The sequence below is a fragment of the Candidatus Clostridium eludens genome (assembly GCF_045310515.1).
GTDB lineage: Bacteria > Bacillota > Clostridia > Clostridiales > Clostridiaceae > Clostridium_B > Clostridium_B eludens.
This window is the reverse complement of sequence record NZ_JBJHZX010000002.1, coordinates 97,417-113,955: the sequence shown is the minus strand read 5'-3', so window position 1 is coordinate 113,955 and position 16,539 is coordinate 97,417. Positions and strand designations below refer to the sequence as shown.

Below are 16,539 nucleotides of genomic sequence, written 5' to 3'. Positions count from 1 at the left end.
ATTATATTGTATAATTTGTATCAATAGGGAGGATTTATTATGACATTGAAAGAGGAATTAGAACATTATAAAAAAGATGTAGTTGAGCTAATGAATGAGAGAGCAGATTTAAGAGAAGAAAATGAATGGATAAAATGTAAAAATTCAAATTTACTAATGGGGATTATGGAATTAGAATCTGAAAGAAATAGATTAGGAGAATACAATCATGACCTTGAAAAAGAAAAGGAGCAGATATTTATCAAGTTAAGTAAAAGAATTAGATCGCTAGAAGCTGAGAATAGAGACCTTGAGAGTAAAGGAATAAAGCTACAGCAAATATATAACGAGAAATTACGTGAATGTTATAAGAAGTATATGGATGAAATAGCTAAAGCTAGGGACATCAGTAAATGCAGAGAAACTTTAGAATGTTTAAATAGAAACAATGGTAATAAAGCTAGGACAGCAAAAGAATTGGGTATAAGTAGACAAGCCCTTTATAAACGTATAAAAAAGATAGGTGTAAACAATAGGTTGACATAAGGTGTGGTCTTGTGGGCTTGAAAAAAAGTGCATCTGAGAGTTGAGAAGGAAGGCATATATCAAGGTAGAGTGTAGTTAGAACCTAAATTTTGCAGAATGTGCATTCACGTTTGTAAATATTGAACTTAAAAAAGCATACTTAATTTTAAATAAGAATAGAGAGGTTAGAAGATAGTTGCAGCATAAAAATGTAATAAGATTTTGGCTATTGGTTTTATAAAATATCAGAATTTTGTATTGAAAAATTTAATGAAAGGTATTTTATAAATCAATTAATTGTGTTACAATTCTTCAAAAGTAACTCAAAGTAGTTAAAAATAGTTAATTGTTTATATAGGAGGAGTAGTTTTGATGACAGATCAAGAAATAATGGAGAGGATTCAAGAATTGGAGAGAAAAAAAGCGAACAAAGAGGAATTGACAGCTTATGAGATGACAATACTTGATGTAAGTAATTGTGCCAAGAAGGAAAACAGGAAGATAACAGATAGAGATATTGAGTTTGTAAAGTTTTGGATGGAATAATACAGAGGGTGGCATGATGAAGATATGGTGTACTTCTGATATACATGGCAGGTTTAAGGAGCTACAGAAGATAGTAGACTTTATAAATAGTAGATATGATATTGACGTGGTAATCTTTGCCGGTGATATTGCTAAAGACCATAGAGGGTCAAATATTTTAGAATTAGCAGAGCAGCAAATGGATGATTATGAATGTTTTAAGTCTTTGATTATGAAAATCTCAAATAAACAGGTTTATTACATTAGAGGTAATCATGATGTGTTTACTCCTGATGAGGACGATATGAATTTTCTACCCAATGCATATAAAGCTGGCATTGAGACTCGGTTTGTACCTCTTGAAAAAATGTACATTCAATTTTACCAAATTGACAGGGAATGTACTGAATTGGAGTTAGGTACATATCTAGAAAATATCGACATGAGGGGTAAATATGTAGTTGCCCACCAGCCTATTTTTGGCATCCTTGATGAAGGAGATAGTGGCCATAATTTTGGCAGTTTAGCAATAAGAAAAAAGATAATCACAGATGAACCTAAACTGTTTATATGTGGACATGTCCATGAGGATTTTGGGACTAAAAGATTAAATAAAACTACTGTAATAAATTGTGCTTGTATGAAAGGAGCTGTAAGAGGGGTGATTTTTCATACAGATTCTAATTCCTGTGTGGAAGTGATTTTAAATTAAGATAAAGGTATAGAGTGCAGCCAGTAATTTAATGTATTGGCTGCACTTAATTATTGTTTAAATGATGTTTTCAGGAAGAACTTATCTATCTATTCAAAAAAATACATTACTTATAAGTCAATATTGCTTTATAGGTAAGGCGGTATTATAATAAAACTAGTGAAATATATGGAATATATGGATTGTTTCTTGACAGGATGTATATTTATAAAAAGGGAGGAACATTAATGAAAAAAGTAATAAGGATTAGAATTGTGTCATTAGTATTAAATTTTGTATTGATAGCAGGTATGAGTGCAGTTCCTTTAATAGTAAAAGCTGAAGGAGTGGAAAATGAAGTTATATGGCTGGACAAGAATTATGATGTATCAGGAACAGAAACGTATAACGTGTTTCATGAAGGATTAGCTATGGTTTCAATTAATGGAAAATGGGGGTATATAGATAAAACTGGTAATGAGGTAATACAACCAAAGTACGATAGAGCACAACCTTTTAGCGAGGGGTTAGCTGCTGTATTATTAAATGGTAAGTGGGGTTATATAAACAAAAGTGGTAATGAAGTTATACCTCTTCAGTATGATATGGCTGAAACTTTCAGTGAAGGTCTGGCTAGAGTTAGTTTACCAGGTAGAGCTGATATGTGTATAGATAAAACAGGTAAGTTAGCCTTTAAGGTTGAATATGGCGTAGATTACGATTTTAAGGATGGTTTGGCTTTAGATTGGAATGAAAATCGCAAAGCTGGTTTTATAGATAAGACAGGAAAGGTGGCCATACCTTATCAATATGATGGAGCAGAGTCTTTCAGCGAGGGTTTAGCATCTGTATATGAGATATCAAACAGCGAATTGGGTTTAATGAAATATGGCTTAATTGATAAAACAGGTAGAGTGGTTTTACCTTATAAATATGATTATATATATCGATTTCATAATGGTATGGCAAAAGTAGAGAATGGAGGATTATTTGGCTATATAGATAACACTGGTAAGGAGGTTATACCGTGTAAATATGAAGATGCAGAGAACTTTGAGGATGGTTTGGCTAAAGTAAAACTTCCATCCGTATATCCTAAATCAGGTTCGGTATTTAGTGCTGATTCAGTTGTAATAGAAAAATATAAATACATAGATAAAACCGGTAAAGATATCTTAAAGCCCCAATACAGTTTCACAGATAACTTTAGCGAGGGATTGGCTATAGTGAGCTTTAATAATCAGTGTGGTTATATAGATAAAACTGGGAATGTGGCAATACCTATTCAGTATTCTAAAGCGTATGATTTTAATGAAGGTGTAGCTTTTGTTAAGCAGGGTGAAAAACTGGGTATTATTAAAAATCCTCTTACTTCTCAAGATATATCTGCCAATGCCATTAAGGCTAGCAACACAGTAAGACTGGCAGGGAACGATAGATATGAAACATCAGTAGCTATAAGTCAAAAAGGATGGAATCAGTGTGGCAATGTGATACTTACTAGTGGGGAGAATTATCCCGATGCATTAGTAGGTTCAAGCTTTGCATATTTAAAGAATGCACCTGTATTAATAACTCCTTCAGATAAACTTGATAGTAGTGTTAGTGCAGAAATAGCAAGACTTCAGGCAAAGAATGTGTATATACTTGGGAGTGACACAACTATATCACAAAATATAGATAATGAATTAAAACAAAAATACAATGTTGTAAGAATAGGTGGAACAGGTTTATATGATACAGCAGTAAATGTTGGAGAAGAGGTAAGAAAAATAAAATAGTTCGATACTGTGACATTAGTAAATGGACAAGATTTTCCAGATGCCTTGGATATGTCACCATTTTCAGCGAAGAAAACAATGCCAATACTATTTACAGATAAAGATAGTTTAAGGACAGATACACTACAATCACTAAAAAGTTGGGGAATCAAAAATGTAATTATTGCAGGTGGTACTGGTGTAGTTTCAGAACAAGTTGAAAGACAATTGCAGGCACTTGGAATAAACATAACTCGCCTAGCAGGTCAAGATAGGTATGCTACAGGCCTTGAGATACTTAAGTACTTTAGACCAGATACCGGGTATAAAGATATAGCAATTGCCTCTGGGGAGAACTTTCCTGATGCTTTGACTGGAGCAGTATTATCATCAAAATTAGATATACCATTAGTTATAGTGAGCCATGCTGGTGCTTCAGAAGATACGATAAAATATCTAAGTGGAGATCCAATAAATAAAGCATATATATTTGGAGGCAGTGCTGTGGTGGATAAAGGTGTAGTCACTAACTAAATAATAAACCATAGGAAAACTTACTCTAGTGACCTATCAATTAGGGCAATAATTTACTTGGGCATTGTATTATTCAAATTTGAATTTTATTACATTCTTACAACAGTGTAATAAAAAAAATATATAAAGTAACAAAGTGTAAGGGGTGGGAGTTAGTAAATGATAAGCTTAAAACAAAAAGTATTAATAATTATAATGACATCAGTGTTAACATTAGGTGCAATATCTATTGTTAATGCGGATACTGTTAAAACGAGAATTTCAGGGGGATGGCGTAATGATACTACTGCAACTCTAATATCGCAAGCTGGTTGGACTCAATCAGATACAGTGATAATAGTGTCAGGTTCGGATTTTCCGGATGCGTTATGTGCCGGACCACTTGCTAAAAAACTTAATGCACCTATTTTAATGACAGGCTCATATGCATCATGTTATCTTGGTTCTGCTACATTAACTGAAATTGAAAGGCTTAACGCCACAAAAGCAATAATAATAGGTGGTACGGGGGTAATATCGGACAGTATAAAAGAAGAATTGGGGAATGCAGGTGTTAGTGCTGAAAGAATAGGTGGAGCTGATAGATATGAAACTTCTGTATTAATAGCACAGAAACTGGATAAGTCACCATCAATAGTAGTAACTTCGGGAGACAATTTTCCAGATGCGTTAAGTATATCATCCATAGCAGCACAGCAAGGTATGCCAATTATATTAAGTAGCAAGAATGGATTGTTTCCAGAAGCTGAAAGTTACATAAGTAGTAATGAAATAACAAAGACATATATAGTGGGTGGTACTGGTGCATTAGATGGTTCAATTGAAAGTGAAGTACCCAATCCTACGAGATTAGCAGGGAAAGATAGATACGAAACAAACTTAGCAGTATTGAATCAATTCAGGTCAAATTTGAAATTTAATAAAGTATATATAGCAACTGGAAATGATTTTTCTGATGCTTTGGTGGGTTCAGTACTGGCTGCTAAAACACAATCACCTGTTATTTTAGTAGACACTGACTTAACGGATAGTTTGGCAAAATATATTGTTGAGAATAAGACGTCAAGTACCAATGTAATTGTAATAGGCAATCTTAGGAATGTCAATGATCGTGTATTTGATGAAGCACAGGGTGTAGCAGTGGATAGACAGCCACTTACAACAGATTTAATGGCAGATGAAATAATTGATGAGGTCATTAAGCCAGGTATGTCTGATTTTGAAAAAGAGTTAGCATTGCATGATTATATAATTGAGAACGCAACGTACAATTATGGCGATAATGGCCTACATAGTGTTGGTGATACTGATCCTTCTGATACGGCTGAAAGTGTATTGCTGAAAGGTGAGGGAGGGGATAATGGAGTTACTGAAGCTATGAATTTATTATTAGACAAAGTAGGAATTGAATCGCAAATTGTAACTGGTAGAATAAAAGATGGCGTTGTCTGGAGGGATGATTATAAGTGGAGCATGGTTAAGATTAATGGAGATTACTACCAATTAGATGTGTATTCGGATCTTACTAACACTAATGGGTCTTTTGACGTAACTCCTGATCATACTTATTTTAATGTAACAGATGAATTTCTCTCCAACGATCACTCGTGGAGTAGTTCCTATCCAAAATGTACTGTAAAATATGAACTTAGCGAACAACCAAAGGTAGAAAATAACTCTACAGAGACAGATAATAATGCAGAAAACAATGATGGAAATAAAACAAATGAGCCAACCTATTATCCATCAGATCCATCAGACAATACACCAGGAATGACAATACCACCTAGCTTATAGTAAGAACAATACTGAGTATTAGTTGTATTTTTGATATTTAGCTATAGTAATATTATGGGAAGCTGTATAGGGCTTATATGCCAAGGTTAAATAACATTAGTATTATGGTGTAATAGAAGAATATTAGGAGATAATGAGGTATAGTTTATATGTTTAAGGAATCTCTCATAGATTTACACAATCATAGTCTATGGTCAGATGGAATCAATACTACTAAGGAAATAATAGAAAATGCAATCAAACATAATATTAGTACTATAGGCATAACTGACCACCTACAAACAAATAAGTATCTTTCAGTCAAATTTACTCAAGTTGATTCTTATATGAAGGAACTGCTTGGACTGAAAACATATTATAAGAACAGGATAAAGGTGTTAATTGGAATTGAGATTTCAATTTTTGAGTGTTTGAAGTACGTTGAAAATATACCGTTTAAAGCTTTAAAAGTACTGGATTATGTTCTTATAGAATGTCTTGAAAATTTAGCTCCTCGAATACCTGTAAATAATATAGAAGTGTATTTACAGAAGTTTACATGCAGATTGGGATTAGCACATACCAATCTACTTAAATTAGCAAATAATCATGGAGGATTAGTTAATATAACGAAGTTCTTGTCAAAGAACAATATATTTTGGGAAATTAATTCAAATTCCATGTATGAGTTTTTTGATGATATTATTATACAACAGAATAATAATATACATTTTTTAATTGATTTAATAAGAGACTATAAAATAAATATTTCTGTAGGTTCTGATACACATGATCTAAATAATTACGAATTTGGTAGATTATATGAAGCAAATCGGGTTGCCGAGACGTTAAATCGAATTATTATATGATATATTAAATGCTTGAATTGAAGGTATACTTAAGGCTACTTCCAATTAAAGAAGATTGTTTAATAAATAAAAATACTTTGATAAGAATGATTTAGTTAAGTCATTATAAATTAAGAAGGATGGACATCAAGAATCACCTTAATAAACGTAATAGTTTTATTAAGGTGATTCTTGATGTATACAGCTATTAAAAAAAATAAACAGTTAGTGGTGAATCATCAATAATATAAATTTTAAAATTGCTGTAATTAAATTATAGGCAATTAATTTAAATAAAATATCTAATCAAAAATGAGGAGTAACATTAAGAAAAAAAGGATAGAGCATGAAGGAAAAAATGCTGGTACAGTTGATCAAATTTTAAAGTTTAAAAATTGAGTAAAAAATTGAAATTAAGTTTTGGGAATTTTAAAAATATAGAATTGGTAATGGTAAAAGGTGGGAAACGAGGGATTGACAAAGTTTTTGTACTAATAACAGGCTTGAAGTATGAATTCTATAACTTATGGTCTATTATTTCATTCAGTTGTAATCTCAATAGTTGTCTGAAATCATGAGTGTTGATTATCCAAAATATGAAAATAAAAAGACATGAAAAATAAGGTCATTCTGAGATAATGTTAATTTGCTAGAAAAAATACTATTGTTTAGGAGAACGACCTCATGAAAATGTGCTCATAATCATGCATATAATAATTTGATGTTGGTGGCATCTACTCGAGTGATAAGTGCTGTTACTGAGTATAACAATTTAGTTATAAACCATATAAAGGGTGATAAAGAACGTGATTATTCAAAGCAACATGATAGATTGTTATCTCGTTGTTTTAAAGAAATGAGGGCTGATTTATATGGTGGTAAGAATAAAATCAATAAAAATTATCTGGATGAGATAACTTTTTTAGTAGGAGTACTTAGAATTAAGAAATAGTACCCAGTTTACTATTATCGAAGTACTTATTAGGCAGATAAAGCGACACAATCCCATTTGGCTCATGTAATGCCAGATGGAATAACAACAGTAACAGATGCTAATGGAGTTTTAACAACTATGGGTGGCGCAGGAGCAATAATGTATATGTATAAAAATACGGGAGGTACGATGTAATATGGCAAAAACTTATTTACCACCTTATGCTCAAAATCAAAATATAGGGAAGGTAACATTAACGACAGCAGATACAAGCTTAACAGCACCAACTACAGCAGGGGCAGTTCTTTTTACAGCAGGTACAAATGGTAGCAAACTTGATGGAATAAAAGTAAGGGCATTAGGAACAAACGTCACTACAGTGCTGAGAATATTTGTAAATGATGGATTAGGAACAGCAGCAACTAATTTTAGTCTTGTTGATGAAGTTGCATTGGCAGCTACTACAGCAAACACAAGTTCTCCATCTCAAACAAGTGATATAAAATTACTTCCAACAAACTATGATAATGCTGGAAGTGGAGAAATCCCACCTTATCTAGCAACAGGGCAAAAAATATATGTTTCATTAGGTACAACAGTCGCGGCAGGATATGCTATTACTTGTTTTGGTTGCGACTTCTAGGAGGGACTTAAATGAATTGTTTTAATGGTTCAGGGATTGTAAGACCAACACCTGATAGTGGAATGAAACCATCCGACAAAAGGAATCTAGTTAACAACCTTATAACACAAGGTCAAAGTGCTTCTATGTCTGATACGGTGCAAACTTTAATAAGCAAAGTTTTAAATTTAGCACCTGTAGGAAAGAAATATGGTGCTGGAGATACTTTGAAAATGCAAAATACTTTGCAAAAAACAGCTTTACTACAAACCTTTAGTTTTCACGACACAACAAACGTACTTGAAAATGTTATTGGTGAAGATAGTACTTATATATATATGGGTTATGTTCCATCATCAAGTCAAACAGTTGCTATTTTAAATAAATCATCAGGAGCAATAGTAGCAACATCAGCTGTTTTAATAGGAATTCCTCTAAATGCATATTCAGTCGGAGATGGTTATGTATATGTTCTTACACAAAATTATCTTTATAAAATTAAGATAGCTGATGGTTCAATCGCTTGGAGTAAAGCCCTATATAGTTCAGCACAGACTGGTTATATAAGAGTTGTAGGTAGCTTCCTTTATGCAGTTTATTATAATAACAATGGTGCTTTCTGCTATTATGAATCAATACAATTAACAGGAACTACTACTTATACAGCGATAACTAGTATACAAATTTATTCAAATGGAACTTATGGGATGTCTAATCTTATAATAACTATAGTTTTTATTTTACAGGAGGTGCTCCCGCATCTCAACAAGCATATAAGTATGATTTAACTACAGGAAATCTTATATCTTCCACAACAGTGGGTAACATTGGGACTAGAATAGATTATGCTAACAATGTTTATTACTCATTAGATACAACATATTTATATTGTTACAATTTAGCAACGAAAACACTATTATGGTCTGTTGTGCATGGATTATATAATACAAGTGCGGTTTGTATGTTTGCATCTGATGGAGTAATAGCTTATGTTAGTGGAAGTGCATTGATTTTAAAAGTAAGTTTATCAGGAGTTATTCTTTATAATTTAACGCTAGGTTATGCAATGTCTTTTGATTCAGTGTATTACAATAAAGATTTAAACTTACTATCTAGTTTAGTTTATTCTTATAATGGAACAGCTTATAACAATGTTGCAAAGATATGGGATTCTATTAATATAACAGCATAATTTAGGAGGTTGATAAAAAATGGCAAATAACATATTCGTAAAAACTCAAGCAATTTCTGAAACGGACAGTTTGGTTACTTATATAAATTACGTTCCCAATGATCCTGTAAATGGAGTACCCCCAAATGGACTAACTAATGGATTTTATGTGGATAGTATTCCAACACCTGATACTACAAAAGTAAACATGGATTATCAATTACATTATAATCCTTCAACACAAACCTTTAGTTATGTTTATACGTCTCGCCCCGAAACTCAAGAACAGCAAATTGCAGATTTACAAAATGGATTATTACAATCGCAAGCAGCTATAAATATGTTATTGGGGGTGTAAAATATGAGTCCTTTATATAATTATTTTGTAACTTGCTGGACAATGAATCCTAATTTTACAGTAACAAATTTAAACAATGCCGTTTCTAAGGGGTATATTACAGCAGCAGAGGAACAACAAATAGAAGCTATGACAAAGGCGCAATAGATTTATGCCCGGGGATTAAATATCCAAGCCCAGGGGACTTAGCAAACTCAGAATCACTTAGGAAAGTAGCAAAGATGTAAAAAAATAGAGGATATTTGCGATTATTATAGAATAATTTATGATAATTATTACTTTTTGTAAATGAATATATAAGGGGGATACTGAATGATGAATAAAAAAGTATATATGGGGTTGTCGAAAATTGCAATAGCTACAATAATTGTAACTTCTTTAGGAGAAGTTGTTCATGCAAAAGATGGTGATATATACAAATTACCTGTAGCACCTTCTACTTCAGTTACAAATGAAGGTGGCATAGGTAACATAGTACTTAATAAGTCATCTCTTCTTGATCTTGTAGTAAATATGAGTAACTATGGATATGAAGCAGGGGGTAAAATATATAAAGCATCAGATGCGAATGCTCAATGGAATGCGAATCCTACAGCATCAGCAGCTACGATATATTCAGCTATAGAAGCAAATGCTACACCAACAAGTTATACTCCACAAACAACTTTAACTGGAAACTTCAACTCTGCATTTGGACAAAGTTATGTTACTATAACCCTTCCAGCTGGAGTAGCTGTCACTTCTATAACATCAGACGGAACAAAAGTACCATCTACAAATTACAGTCTTAGTGGAACAACATTAACAATACTTAATGCTACTTCATCAAACGTAATTAAGGTAACTACCAGTGATGGCACTGTTTATACAGTAATCAATAATTCATCAATTGGCACAACAAATCCGACTTCTCCTACTATAAGTACGATAGGCAATATAATTGTAACTGTAAATCAAAATGATAGCTATAGTTTGCCAACTACTGTACAAGCCATTATGAGTGATGGAAGCACAGAAAATGTATCTATTTCATGGGATAAACAGGTTAATACAAGCCAGGTAGGTACATTTACTTTCAATGGGACGGTTAGTGGATATAGTAGTAATGTTGCGCTAACTTTAACTATAAGTAGTAGTAACAATAATTCGATAGTAACATTGAAAGACAAAAATTTAGAACAAGCAGTAAGAGATACAATAAATAAGCCTACTGGTGATATTTATAAAAGTGATGTTGAGACAATAACTACATTAACAGCTGAAAATAAAGGAATACAGGATATTAGTGGAATTGAGAATTTAACTAATTTACAAACACTTGATTTGGGTTATACTCCATATGGTGGTGCATTGCCACTAAATTACAATCCAACTCTCAATCAAATAAGTGATATAAGTGCATTAAGTGGATTAACTAAGTTACAATATCTTAATTTATCTGGTAACCAAATAAGTGATATAAATGCATTAAGTGGATTAACTAAGTTACGATATCTTAATTTATTTAGTAATCAAATAAGTAATATAAATGCGTTAAGTGAGTTGACTAAATTGCAATACATCGATTTAAGTTGCAATAAAATTAACGATATAAGTGTTCTAAAAGAGTTGATACAAAATCCACTAGTTGCAACTAATTTACGATTTCTTAATTTACTAGATAATCAAATAAGTGATGATGACATACAATATTTTAAAAATACTTTGCCTAATTGTGCTGTTAATGAGGCGATTGCCTATTAAAAATAAATTGTTAATGGTTAAAGAAAGTTTGTAATAAATTAAATTGTAGGCTATTTTAAATTTAAGCTTGTTGATTATGGCACAATAAAAGAATTTTTTTTGTAGTATCACAATTTAGAAGTTATGAATATAAAAGATGATATGTATAATGTAAAATAGTATTTATAATAATTTATGTCGCATTGGAAACACAATGTGTATGTATTTATTTTTTGGCATAGGACACAAAAAAATCTAAAAAAATTAATGTAATTTTTATGTAATAATCACCACTAATCGGTTAGAATATAAAAGTACTAGGGGGCGAGAGCTTTGAATTTACAAATACTTTTTCAGTGGCATAAATTATTACATATTATATTACCAATAATTATCATTGCTGCACTCCAAAAACGATTAGGATTAGTAAGAACTTGCGCTATTGTATTTATGACTGGTTTGTTTAAAGAGATCCGTGATATTGTAATCATAAAGGATCCTCTACTAGAATCAGCAATGGATATAATTTTAAATATAATTGGTATGAATTTGAATATATCAATAGCTACAAGCAGGTATGTAAGAAGTTGATTATTATATAATTAAATATTAGCGAAAATATAAAAAAAATAGAGGATATTTGTACTTATTGTAGAATAGTATAGTAATTATTATTTTTTTGTAAATGAATATACAAGGAGGAACTATATATGATAAGTAAAAAAGTATGTATGGGATTGTCAAAGATTGCAATAGCTACAATAATTGCAACTTCTTTAGGTGGAGTTGTTTATGCAAAAGATGGTGATATATATAATATATCTACTACGCCTGTTACGGATAAAGGAAGTATAGGTAGCATACTACTTAATAAATCAACCCTTTTTGATCTTATAGCAAATATGGGGAACTATGGTTATGAAGTAGGAGGTAAAATATATAAAGCATCAGATGCGAATGCTCAATGGAATGCGAATCCTACAGCAACAGCAGCTACGATATATTCAAATATAGAAGCAAGTTGTACATCAGTAATGAATGTTCCTCAAACAACTTTAACTGGAACTTTCACCAGTGCATTTGGACAAGCTTATGCTACTGCAACCATTCCAAGTGGAGTAACCGTTACTTCTGTAACAAAAGATGGAACAACATTAACATCTGGTACAGATTATAGCGTTAGTGGAACAACATTAACAATACTTAATGCTACTTCATCAAATGTAATTAAGGTAACTACCAGTGATGGAGCTACTTACACAATAGTAAGTGCTTCTTAATAGTTAGTTCTGTAAACAACCAAAAGTGCCTCAGAGTAAATTTGTAGGCACTCTTGGTTATGTCACAATTGAAAAAAAGTATGACTTAAATCTGTGCATGAAATATAGGCTTAAATGTGGTATAAAGAATGGAGAGTAAATAAATTGTTAAAACCAGTACTGTTTGAAATTTACTAAATTTTTATGAATTTAGTAAATTTAAGTATTGAATTTCTGTGAATTTTGTTTTACCATCATTTTCTAGGTTGTGTTTTGAATTTAGAAGAAAAGGATGTGTAAAAATGTTCCAGAATGACAGGTATATAACTCGAGGAATTGAGCAGAACATCAATAAACAAAATCCAGTAACTTTCTTGTTGCTGTGGGACTTGATTGACGAAATGGAAGTTGATAAAAAAGATTATTTGCAGATATTTATATTGCGTACCAAGTTTGGTAGAAAAAACTTGCAGGAGATTGAACATACACAAGAAAAACCACCCTATAAGAAAATACATAGGTATTTTACGGAAAACACTATAAATGCCAAGATCTATATTATTGATGATGGACACCATTCAATAATGATGCTTGCAGAAGAATATTAAGTTTATATGGGATATCTTGATGATTCAGGGTATCTTTTATTTTGTACTTAAAATTAAAAAATAATTAGAGAAATGAGAACAAATATAATAGCAGTCTTCCATAGAATAATAAAATTATAGGCTTACTATTTGGAGATAGGTAGGAATTGTGTATCTATAGATCATAGAATAGAGCTATAAAAGGTACTTTGGTAGGTGCGAAATAACATTTTAAATTGCATATAAAATATAGAAGAGTAGTAGTATGGATGTAGAATTTAATAAATGTAAGACTGAATTTACTAAAAGGGGACATTAAGATGAAATTTAAGCATATTGAGGAAACACTAAAAGAAAAATACTCATTTATTAATATGGATAACCACATATGGAATCAATTGGTCAATACAGCTAATGAATACGGATGTGGCTGGCATGATCTCATTATTGAACTGATAGAAAAAATAGAAAACATTTATAAAGAAAATAATGTTGATATTTCTGAATTTAAAATTGACCAGATACGGGAGAAATATGGAGGGTTAAGGTTTGATGCATTATCAAGTATAAAAGAAGTGTACCATATAATATCAAAATATGAAGATAAATCAGATACGATTTGTGATGAATGTGGAAAAATAGGCAGCCTTTGCGAGAAAAATGGCTGGTTAGAGACATTGTGTGAGGAGTGTGCATGTAAGAATGGCTATAAAAAAGTAGAGTAGATGAAAAGGGAGATGTTTTGGGATGACCGTAGTGGGATTTAATGTAGGTAGTACTTTGAATTTAGAGGATATGAGCTTGGCAATTGATTATCTAATAGATAGAGATTCTTTTGAGCCTGACTTACAGGATATTAAAGATAAAATAAGAATTAAAGAAAATAGCATAAAAAGTACTTCTAAATTAATATAGGAAATTTAGTGTACATGAGATATTAGTAGGGTACTCATTTTAAAAGATATGGCGTTTGGTGAAATTAGTTTAAGATAGAGAGTTTGTAAAGCTTGCAAGCTCTTTATTTTTGTTCAAAATATATTTTTATAGTTTTAGCAAAACTGCTATTGCATAACTATGTTAATTGCGTTAGAATCCCTGCACAGTTGAAAAGTTAAAAAATATTAAGGAAAGAAGGTTTGTTTACATGAAGACAGTCGTAAGCCGTATTGATTTAGGCATGACAAGAATTGCTGGGTATACTCTATATGATGAAATGAGTCATGAATTTTTGGAAGTGACGCCCAAAGAAGTCAAAGCTCTAATATCTTGTGGGCAGGTAAATGGTCTTAAGTTGGTTAATGGTGAAGTTGAATTGGACAGGGAAAGTTTTAATATGTCAAATCTTATGGTGAAGAGTGGCGTGGGGAAATTTCGTACTTTGTTTCCTAGCAGCAGCATGGCAAATTGTATGTATGCAGTAGTTAGGGTCATTCAAACGGACAATGGCAATTTATATGAGATTGTCTCAAATAAGTGTGCCAGGGTGACAGTTGCTATTGAACATTTAAAGATGCTCATGGAGATTGGCTATGTAGCTGGCGTAAAAATGTTAGATCAGAAAATAGAGATATGCCATGGTGTAACTTTTGAAGACAAAACAAGTAGAGTAATTAAATTGGAAAAAACAACTCAAGATGGGGCAGTAGAATCTAAACAAAATTTAAATGGTGCTAACATAGAGAATATGCATAACTTACCTGTTCATAACAAGAATAATTTACACCCCAAGCAGGGCTTATCTAATATTAATACAGAAGTAAAAGCAGTTGAATCTAAAAATGATGAAGCAATTACTCCTGTTGAGAAGTCAGACAGAGCAGATGTTATAGATGACAGTGTTCATACTATAGCCGAATCTAAAGCTTTAGGTGGAACATCTGATGATACTACTATAATCCATGATAGTACGGAAAAAAATAAAAAGGATAATCAACCAAAAGAACAGGTTAATGAGAATAAATTGACCACTAACAGAAATACTAAAAAGAAATGACCAATTGATATATTTTTTAAGGACTGTTGTATAGATAGAAATATAGAGCAGTCCTTTTTTCTTGCCTTTTATTAGAATTTTATGGATAGTCAGGCCTATAGTATATACTGTCAGTTCCAGTATAACAACATTTGGGGGCTTTGGGATTACTCTTTAATATAAATTTGGAGTTTATGAATAAATCCACATACATACCTAATATGTAATGTACATATATTTTTTATTTGTAATAGATAACTGCCATTAGACATTCAAAGCAATTATACTGTTATTTTAAAAGTATAATCTTCATAGTAGGATGAAGGTGTTTATTAATATATAGATTTAATAGGATTTATTATAGGTTTATTTGATTAGGTTGAGGGTATAAATGGTGTTTAAAAATGAACCAGAGGGTCACCACGTTAGGTTTTATGAATATGGTGTGTGAGTAAGGGTAAGAAAATAAAAACAAAACCAGAAGGGGTTTTTAGAAGATGGTAAAAATGAAGGAAATTTATATATTTATAAGCTTTTAATAAAGATAAATCAATAACTTCAAGGTATGTGTTGATATGAAAAAAGTCTAATGTAGCATGAATGTAAGCAGGTTTATATGTAAGCAGTGAAAGTAAAGTCTAGAATGTACTATATAAATGAATTTCAGGATAAAGTAAATTTGAAAATATGCCTGGAATATTTTTTATTAGGAAAGTGAATTAAGGTAGTCTTTTAACAGGAGGATGTGAAATGAATATAGGCATACTGATAGGCATATGAAGTTTGATTTTTTATAGAAAAACAAAGTTTTATAAAAGGTGAAAAAAGGGTATACATCTTTATAGGCTGATGAAGTTCTAAAAAGTTGGAAGTAAGTTTAATTGACATGGATATTTAGATGTACATGAGGTGGGTTGTATATACCTGCTTTTTTGTGTCTCTAAAATTAATGCATTTATGGAGGAACTATATTTTTGGAAGCTTATAAAAGGCTTGTTTAAAAATTCAAGGCATTAAGCTGGATATTGGCGTATTAATCAAATTAACTATAATTAGATAACTTCAATATAGCTAGTGAAAAAATTAAAAGCATCTTAAAAAAAGTGTACGTGTGTTGGCATATCAAGAATTTAAATGTATTTTAAGTCATTTTATGGGCTTGTTGATAAATAAATTGGAAAATTTGAATTCTGTTTTAAATGGTAAAACTTTCATATGACTAGTGATGAAAAGGTATTTCTTTCATTAGGAGTAGCTTTACATGAAGACATGATTG

General features: G+C 31.4%; 20 protein-coding genes. All 20 read left to right on the top strand.

The features are described from left to right. Nucleotides 1-39 precede the first annotated feature (39 nt). The 20 genes from ACJDU8_RS01985 to ACJDU8_RS01890 all read left to right on the top strand — a co-directional run bounded on the left by ACJDU8_RS01985 (nucleotide 40) and on the right by ACJDU8_RS01890 (nucleotide 15,284). The gene (locus ACJDU8_RS01985; RefSeq protein WP_406790469.1) at nucleotides 40-525 is read left to right on the top strand and encodes a helix-turn-helix domain-containing protein; all 486 of its coding nucleotides are present in this window, start codon (nucleotides 40-42) and stop codon (nucleotides 523-525) included. Nucleotides 526-873: 348 nt separating this feature from the next. Next, nucleotides 874-1,050 (top strand): hypothetical protein, encoded by a 177-nt coding sequence (locus ACJDU8_RS01980; protein WP_406790468.1) that lies wholly within the window; start codon nucleotides 874-876, stop codon nucleotides 1,048-1,050. A 13-nt stretch (nucleotides 1,051-1,063) separates the two neighbouring features. Continuing rightward, the gene (locus ACJDU8_RS01975) at nucleotides 1,064-1,741 is read left to right on the top strand and encodes a metallophosphoesterase family protein (protein ID WP_406790467.1); all 678 of its coding nucleotides are present in this window, start codon (nucleotides 1,064-1,066) and stop codon (nucleotides 1,739-1,741) included. A 227-nt stretch (nucleotides 1,742-1,968) separates the two neighbouring features. Further along, entirely contained in the window at nucleotides 1,969-3,501 is a 1,533-nt protein-coding gene (locus ACJDU8_RS01970; RefSeq protein WP_406790466.1) for a WG repeat-containing protein, read from the top strand. A gap of 9 nt (nucleotides 3,502-3,510) precedes the next feature. Further along, nucleotides 3,511-4,014 (top strand): cell wall-binding repeat-containing protein, encoded by a 504-nt coding sequence (locus ACJDU8_RS01965; protein WP_406790465.1) that lies wholly within the window; start codon nucleotides 3,511-3,513, stop codon nucleotides 4,012-4,014. A 159-nt stretch (nucleotides 4,015-4,173) separates the two neighbouring features. Continuing rightward, nucleotides 4,174-5,811, top strand: a complete 1,638-nt coding sequence (locus ACJDU8_RS01960; RefSeq protein ID WP_406790464.1) for a cell wall-binding repeat-containing protein — start codon at nucleotides 4,174-4,176, stop codon at nucleotides 5,809-5,811. A 149-nt stretch (nucleotides 5,812-5,960) separates the two neighbouring features. After that, nucleotides 5,961-6,659, top strand: coding sequence for a PHP domain-containing protein (locus ACJDU8_RS01955; RefSeq protein WP_406790463.1), 699 nt, complete (start codon nucleotides 5,961-5,963; stop codon nucleotides 6,657-6,659). Nucleotides 6,660-7,380: 721 nt separating this feature from the next. Then, on the top strand, nucleotides 7,381-7,590 hold the full coding sequence (locus ACJDU8_RS01950) for a hypothetical protein (RefSeq protein WP_406790462.1): 210 nt from the start codon (nucleotides 7,381-7,383) through the stop codon (nucleotides 7,588-7,590). 178 nt (nucleotides 7,591-7,768) lie between these two features. Beyond that, nucleotides 7,769-8,215, top strand: a complete 447-nt coding sequence (locus ACJDU8_RS01945; RefSeq protein ID WP_406790461.1) for a hypothetical protein — start codon at nucleotides 7,769-7,771, stop codon at nucleotides 8,213-8,215. A gap of 11 nt (nucleotides 8,216-8,226) precedes the next feature. Continuing rightward, complete coding sequence (locus tag ACJDU8_RS01940; protein WP_406790460.1) at nucleotides 8,227-8,982, top strand: PQQ-binding-like beta-propeller repeat protein; 756 nt, start codon at nucleotides 8,227-8,229, stop codon at nucleotides 8,980-8,982. A 173-nt stretch (nucleotides 8,983-9,155) separates the two neighbouring features. Beyond that, nucleotides 9,156-9,386, top strand: a complete 231-nt coding sequence (locus ACJDU8_RS01935) for a hypothetical protein (RefSeq protein ID WP_406790459.1) — start codon at nucleotides 9,156-9,158, stop codon at nucleotides 9,384-9,386. Nucleotides 9,387-9,405: 19 nt separating this feature from the next. Continuing rightward, a complete protein-coding gene (locus tag ACJDU8_RS01930) occupies nucleotides 9,406-9,723 on the top strand; it encodes a hypothetical protein (protein ID WP_406790458.1) in 318 nt (105 codons plus the stop codon). Between the two features lie 3 nt (nucleotides 9,724-9,726). Further along, a complete protein-coding gene (locus ACJDU8_RS01925; protein ID WP_406790457.1) occupies nucleotides 9,727-9,870 on the top strand; it encodes a hypothetical protein in 144 nt (47 codons plus the stop codon). A 165-nt stretch (nucleotides 9,871-10,035) separates the two neighbouring features. After that, nucleotides 10,036-11,466, top strand: coding sequence for a leucine-rich repeat domain-containing protein (locus ACJDU8_RS01920; protein ID WP_406790456.1), 1,431 nt, complete (start codon nucleotides 10,036-10,038; stop codon nucleotides 11,464-11,466). A gap of 312 nt (nucleotides 11,467-11,778) precedes the next feature. Next, nucleotides 11,779-12,036, top strand: a complete 258-nt coding sequence (locus tag ACJDU8_RS01915; RefSeq protein ID WP_406790455.1) for a hypothetical protein — start codon at nucleotides 11,779-11,781, stop codon at nucleotides 12,034-12,036. A 119-nt stretch (nucleotides 12,037-12,155) separates the two neighbouring features. Beyond that, nucleotides 12,156-12,725: a X2-like carbohydrate binding domain-containing protein gene (locus ACJDU8_RS01910; RefSeq protein ID WP_406790454.1), complete on the top strand. Its 570-nt coding sequence runs from the start codon at nucleotides 12,156-12,158 to the stop codon at nucleotides 12,723-12,725. Between the two features lie 281 nt (nucleotides 12,726-13,006). Next, nucleotides 13,007-13,312, top strand: coding sequence for a DUF960 family protein (locus ACJDU8_RS01905; RefSeq protein WP_406790453.1), 306 nt, complete (start codon nucleotides 13,007-13,009; stop codon nucleotides 13,310-13,312). A gap of 299 nt (nucleotides 13,313-13,611) precedes the next feature. Beyond that, on the top strand, nucleotides 13,612-14,016 hold the full coding sequence (locus ACJDU8_RS01900) for a hypothetical protein (RefSeq protein WP_406790452.1): 405 nt from the start codon (nucleotides 13,612-13,614) through the stop codon (nucleotides 14,014-14,016). A 22-nt stretch (nucleotides 14,017-14,038) separates the two neighbouring features. Then, on the top strand, nucleotides 14,039-14,206 hold the full coding sequence (locus ACJDU8_RS01895; protein ID WP_406790451.1) for a hypothetical protein: 168 nt from the start codon (nucleotides 14,039-14,041) through the stop codon (nucleotides 14,204-14,206). Between the two features lie 229 nt (nucleotides 14,207-14,435). Continuing rightward, nucleotides 14,436-15,284, top strand: a complete 849-nt coding sequence (locus ACJDU8_RS01890; RefSeq protein ID WP_406790450.1) for a hypothetical protein — start codon at nucleotides 14,436-14,438, stop codon at nucleotides 15,282-15,284. Nucleotides 15,285-16,539 lie beyond the last annotated feature (1,255 nt).

Excerpts from the sequence above, each read along its gene's own strand:
- ACJDU8_RS01985 (WP_406790469.1), top strand. The coding sequence starts at position 40 with ATGACATTGAAAGAGGAATTAGAACATTATAAAAAAGATGTAGTTGAG.
- ACJDU8_RS01975 (WP_406790467.1), top strand. The coding sequence starts at position 1,064 with ATGATGAAGATATGGTGTACTTCTGATATACATGGCAGGTTTAAGGAG.
- ACJDU8_RS01970 (WP_406790466.1), top strand. The coding sequence starts at position 1,969 with ATGAAAAAAGTAATAAGGATTAGAATTGTGTCATTAGTATTAAATTTT.
- ACJDU8_RS01960 (WP_406790464.1), top strand. The coding sequence starts at position 4,174 with ATGATAAGCTTAAAACAAAAAGTATTAATAATTATAATGACATCAGTG.
- ACJDU8_RS01955 (WP_406790463.1), top strand. The coding sequence starts at position 5,961 with ATGTTTAAGGAATCTCTCATAGATTTACACAATCATAGTCTATGGTCA.
- ACJDU8_RS01945 (WP_406790461.1), top strand. The coding sequence starts at position 7,769 with ATGGCAAAAACTTATTTACCACCTTATGCTCAAAATCAAAATATAGGG.
- ACJDU8_RS01940 (WP_406790460.1), top strand. The coding sequence starts at position 8,227 with ATGAATTGTTTTAATGGTTCAGGGATTGTAAGACCAACACCTGATAGT.
- ACJDU8_RS01935 (WP_406790459.1), top strand. The coding sequence starts at position 9,156 with ATGTTTGCATCTGATGGAGTAATAGCTTATGTTAGTGGAAGTGCATTG.
- ACJDU8_RS01930 (WP_406790458.1), top strand. The coding sequence starts at position 9,406 with ATGGCAAATAACATATTCGTAAAAACTCAAGCAATTTCTGAAACGGAC.
- ACJDU8_RS01925 (WP_406790457.1), top strand. The coding sequence starts at position 9,727 with ATGAGTCCTTTATATAATTATTTTGTAACTTGCTGGACAATGAATCCT.
- ACJDU8_RS01920 (WP_406790456.1), top strand. The coding sequence starts at position 10,036 with ATGATGAATAAAAAAGTATATATGGGGTTGTCGAAAATTGCAATAGCT.
- ACJDU8_RS01910 (WP_406790454.1), top strand. The coding sequence starts at position 12,156 with ATGATAAGTAAAAAAGTATGTATGGGATTGTCAAAGATTGCAATAGCT.
- ACJDU8_RS01905 (WP_406790453.1), top strand. The coding sequence starts at position 13,007 with ATGTTCCAGAATGACAGGTATATAACTCGAGGAATTGAGCAGAACATC.
- ACJDU8_RS01900 (WP_406790452.1), top strand. The coding sequence starts at position 13,612 with ATGAAATTTAAGCATATTGAGGAAACACTAAAAGAAAAATACTCATTT.
- ACJDU8_RS01895 (WP_406790451.1), top strand. The coding sequence starts at position 14,039 with ATGACCGTAGTGGGATTTAATGTAGGTAGTACTTTGAATTTAGAGGAT.
- ACJDU8_RS01890 (WP_406790450.1), top strand. The coding sequence starts at position 14,436 with ATGAAGACAGTCGTAAGCCGTATTGATTTAGGCATGACAAGAATTGCT.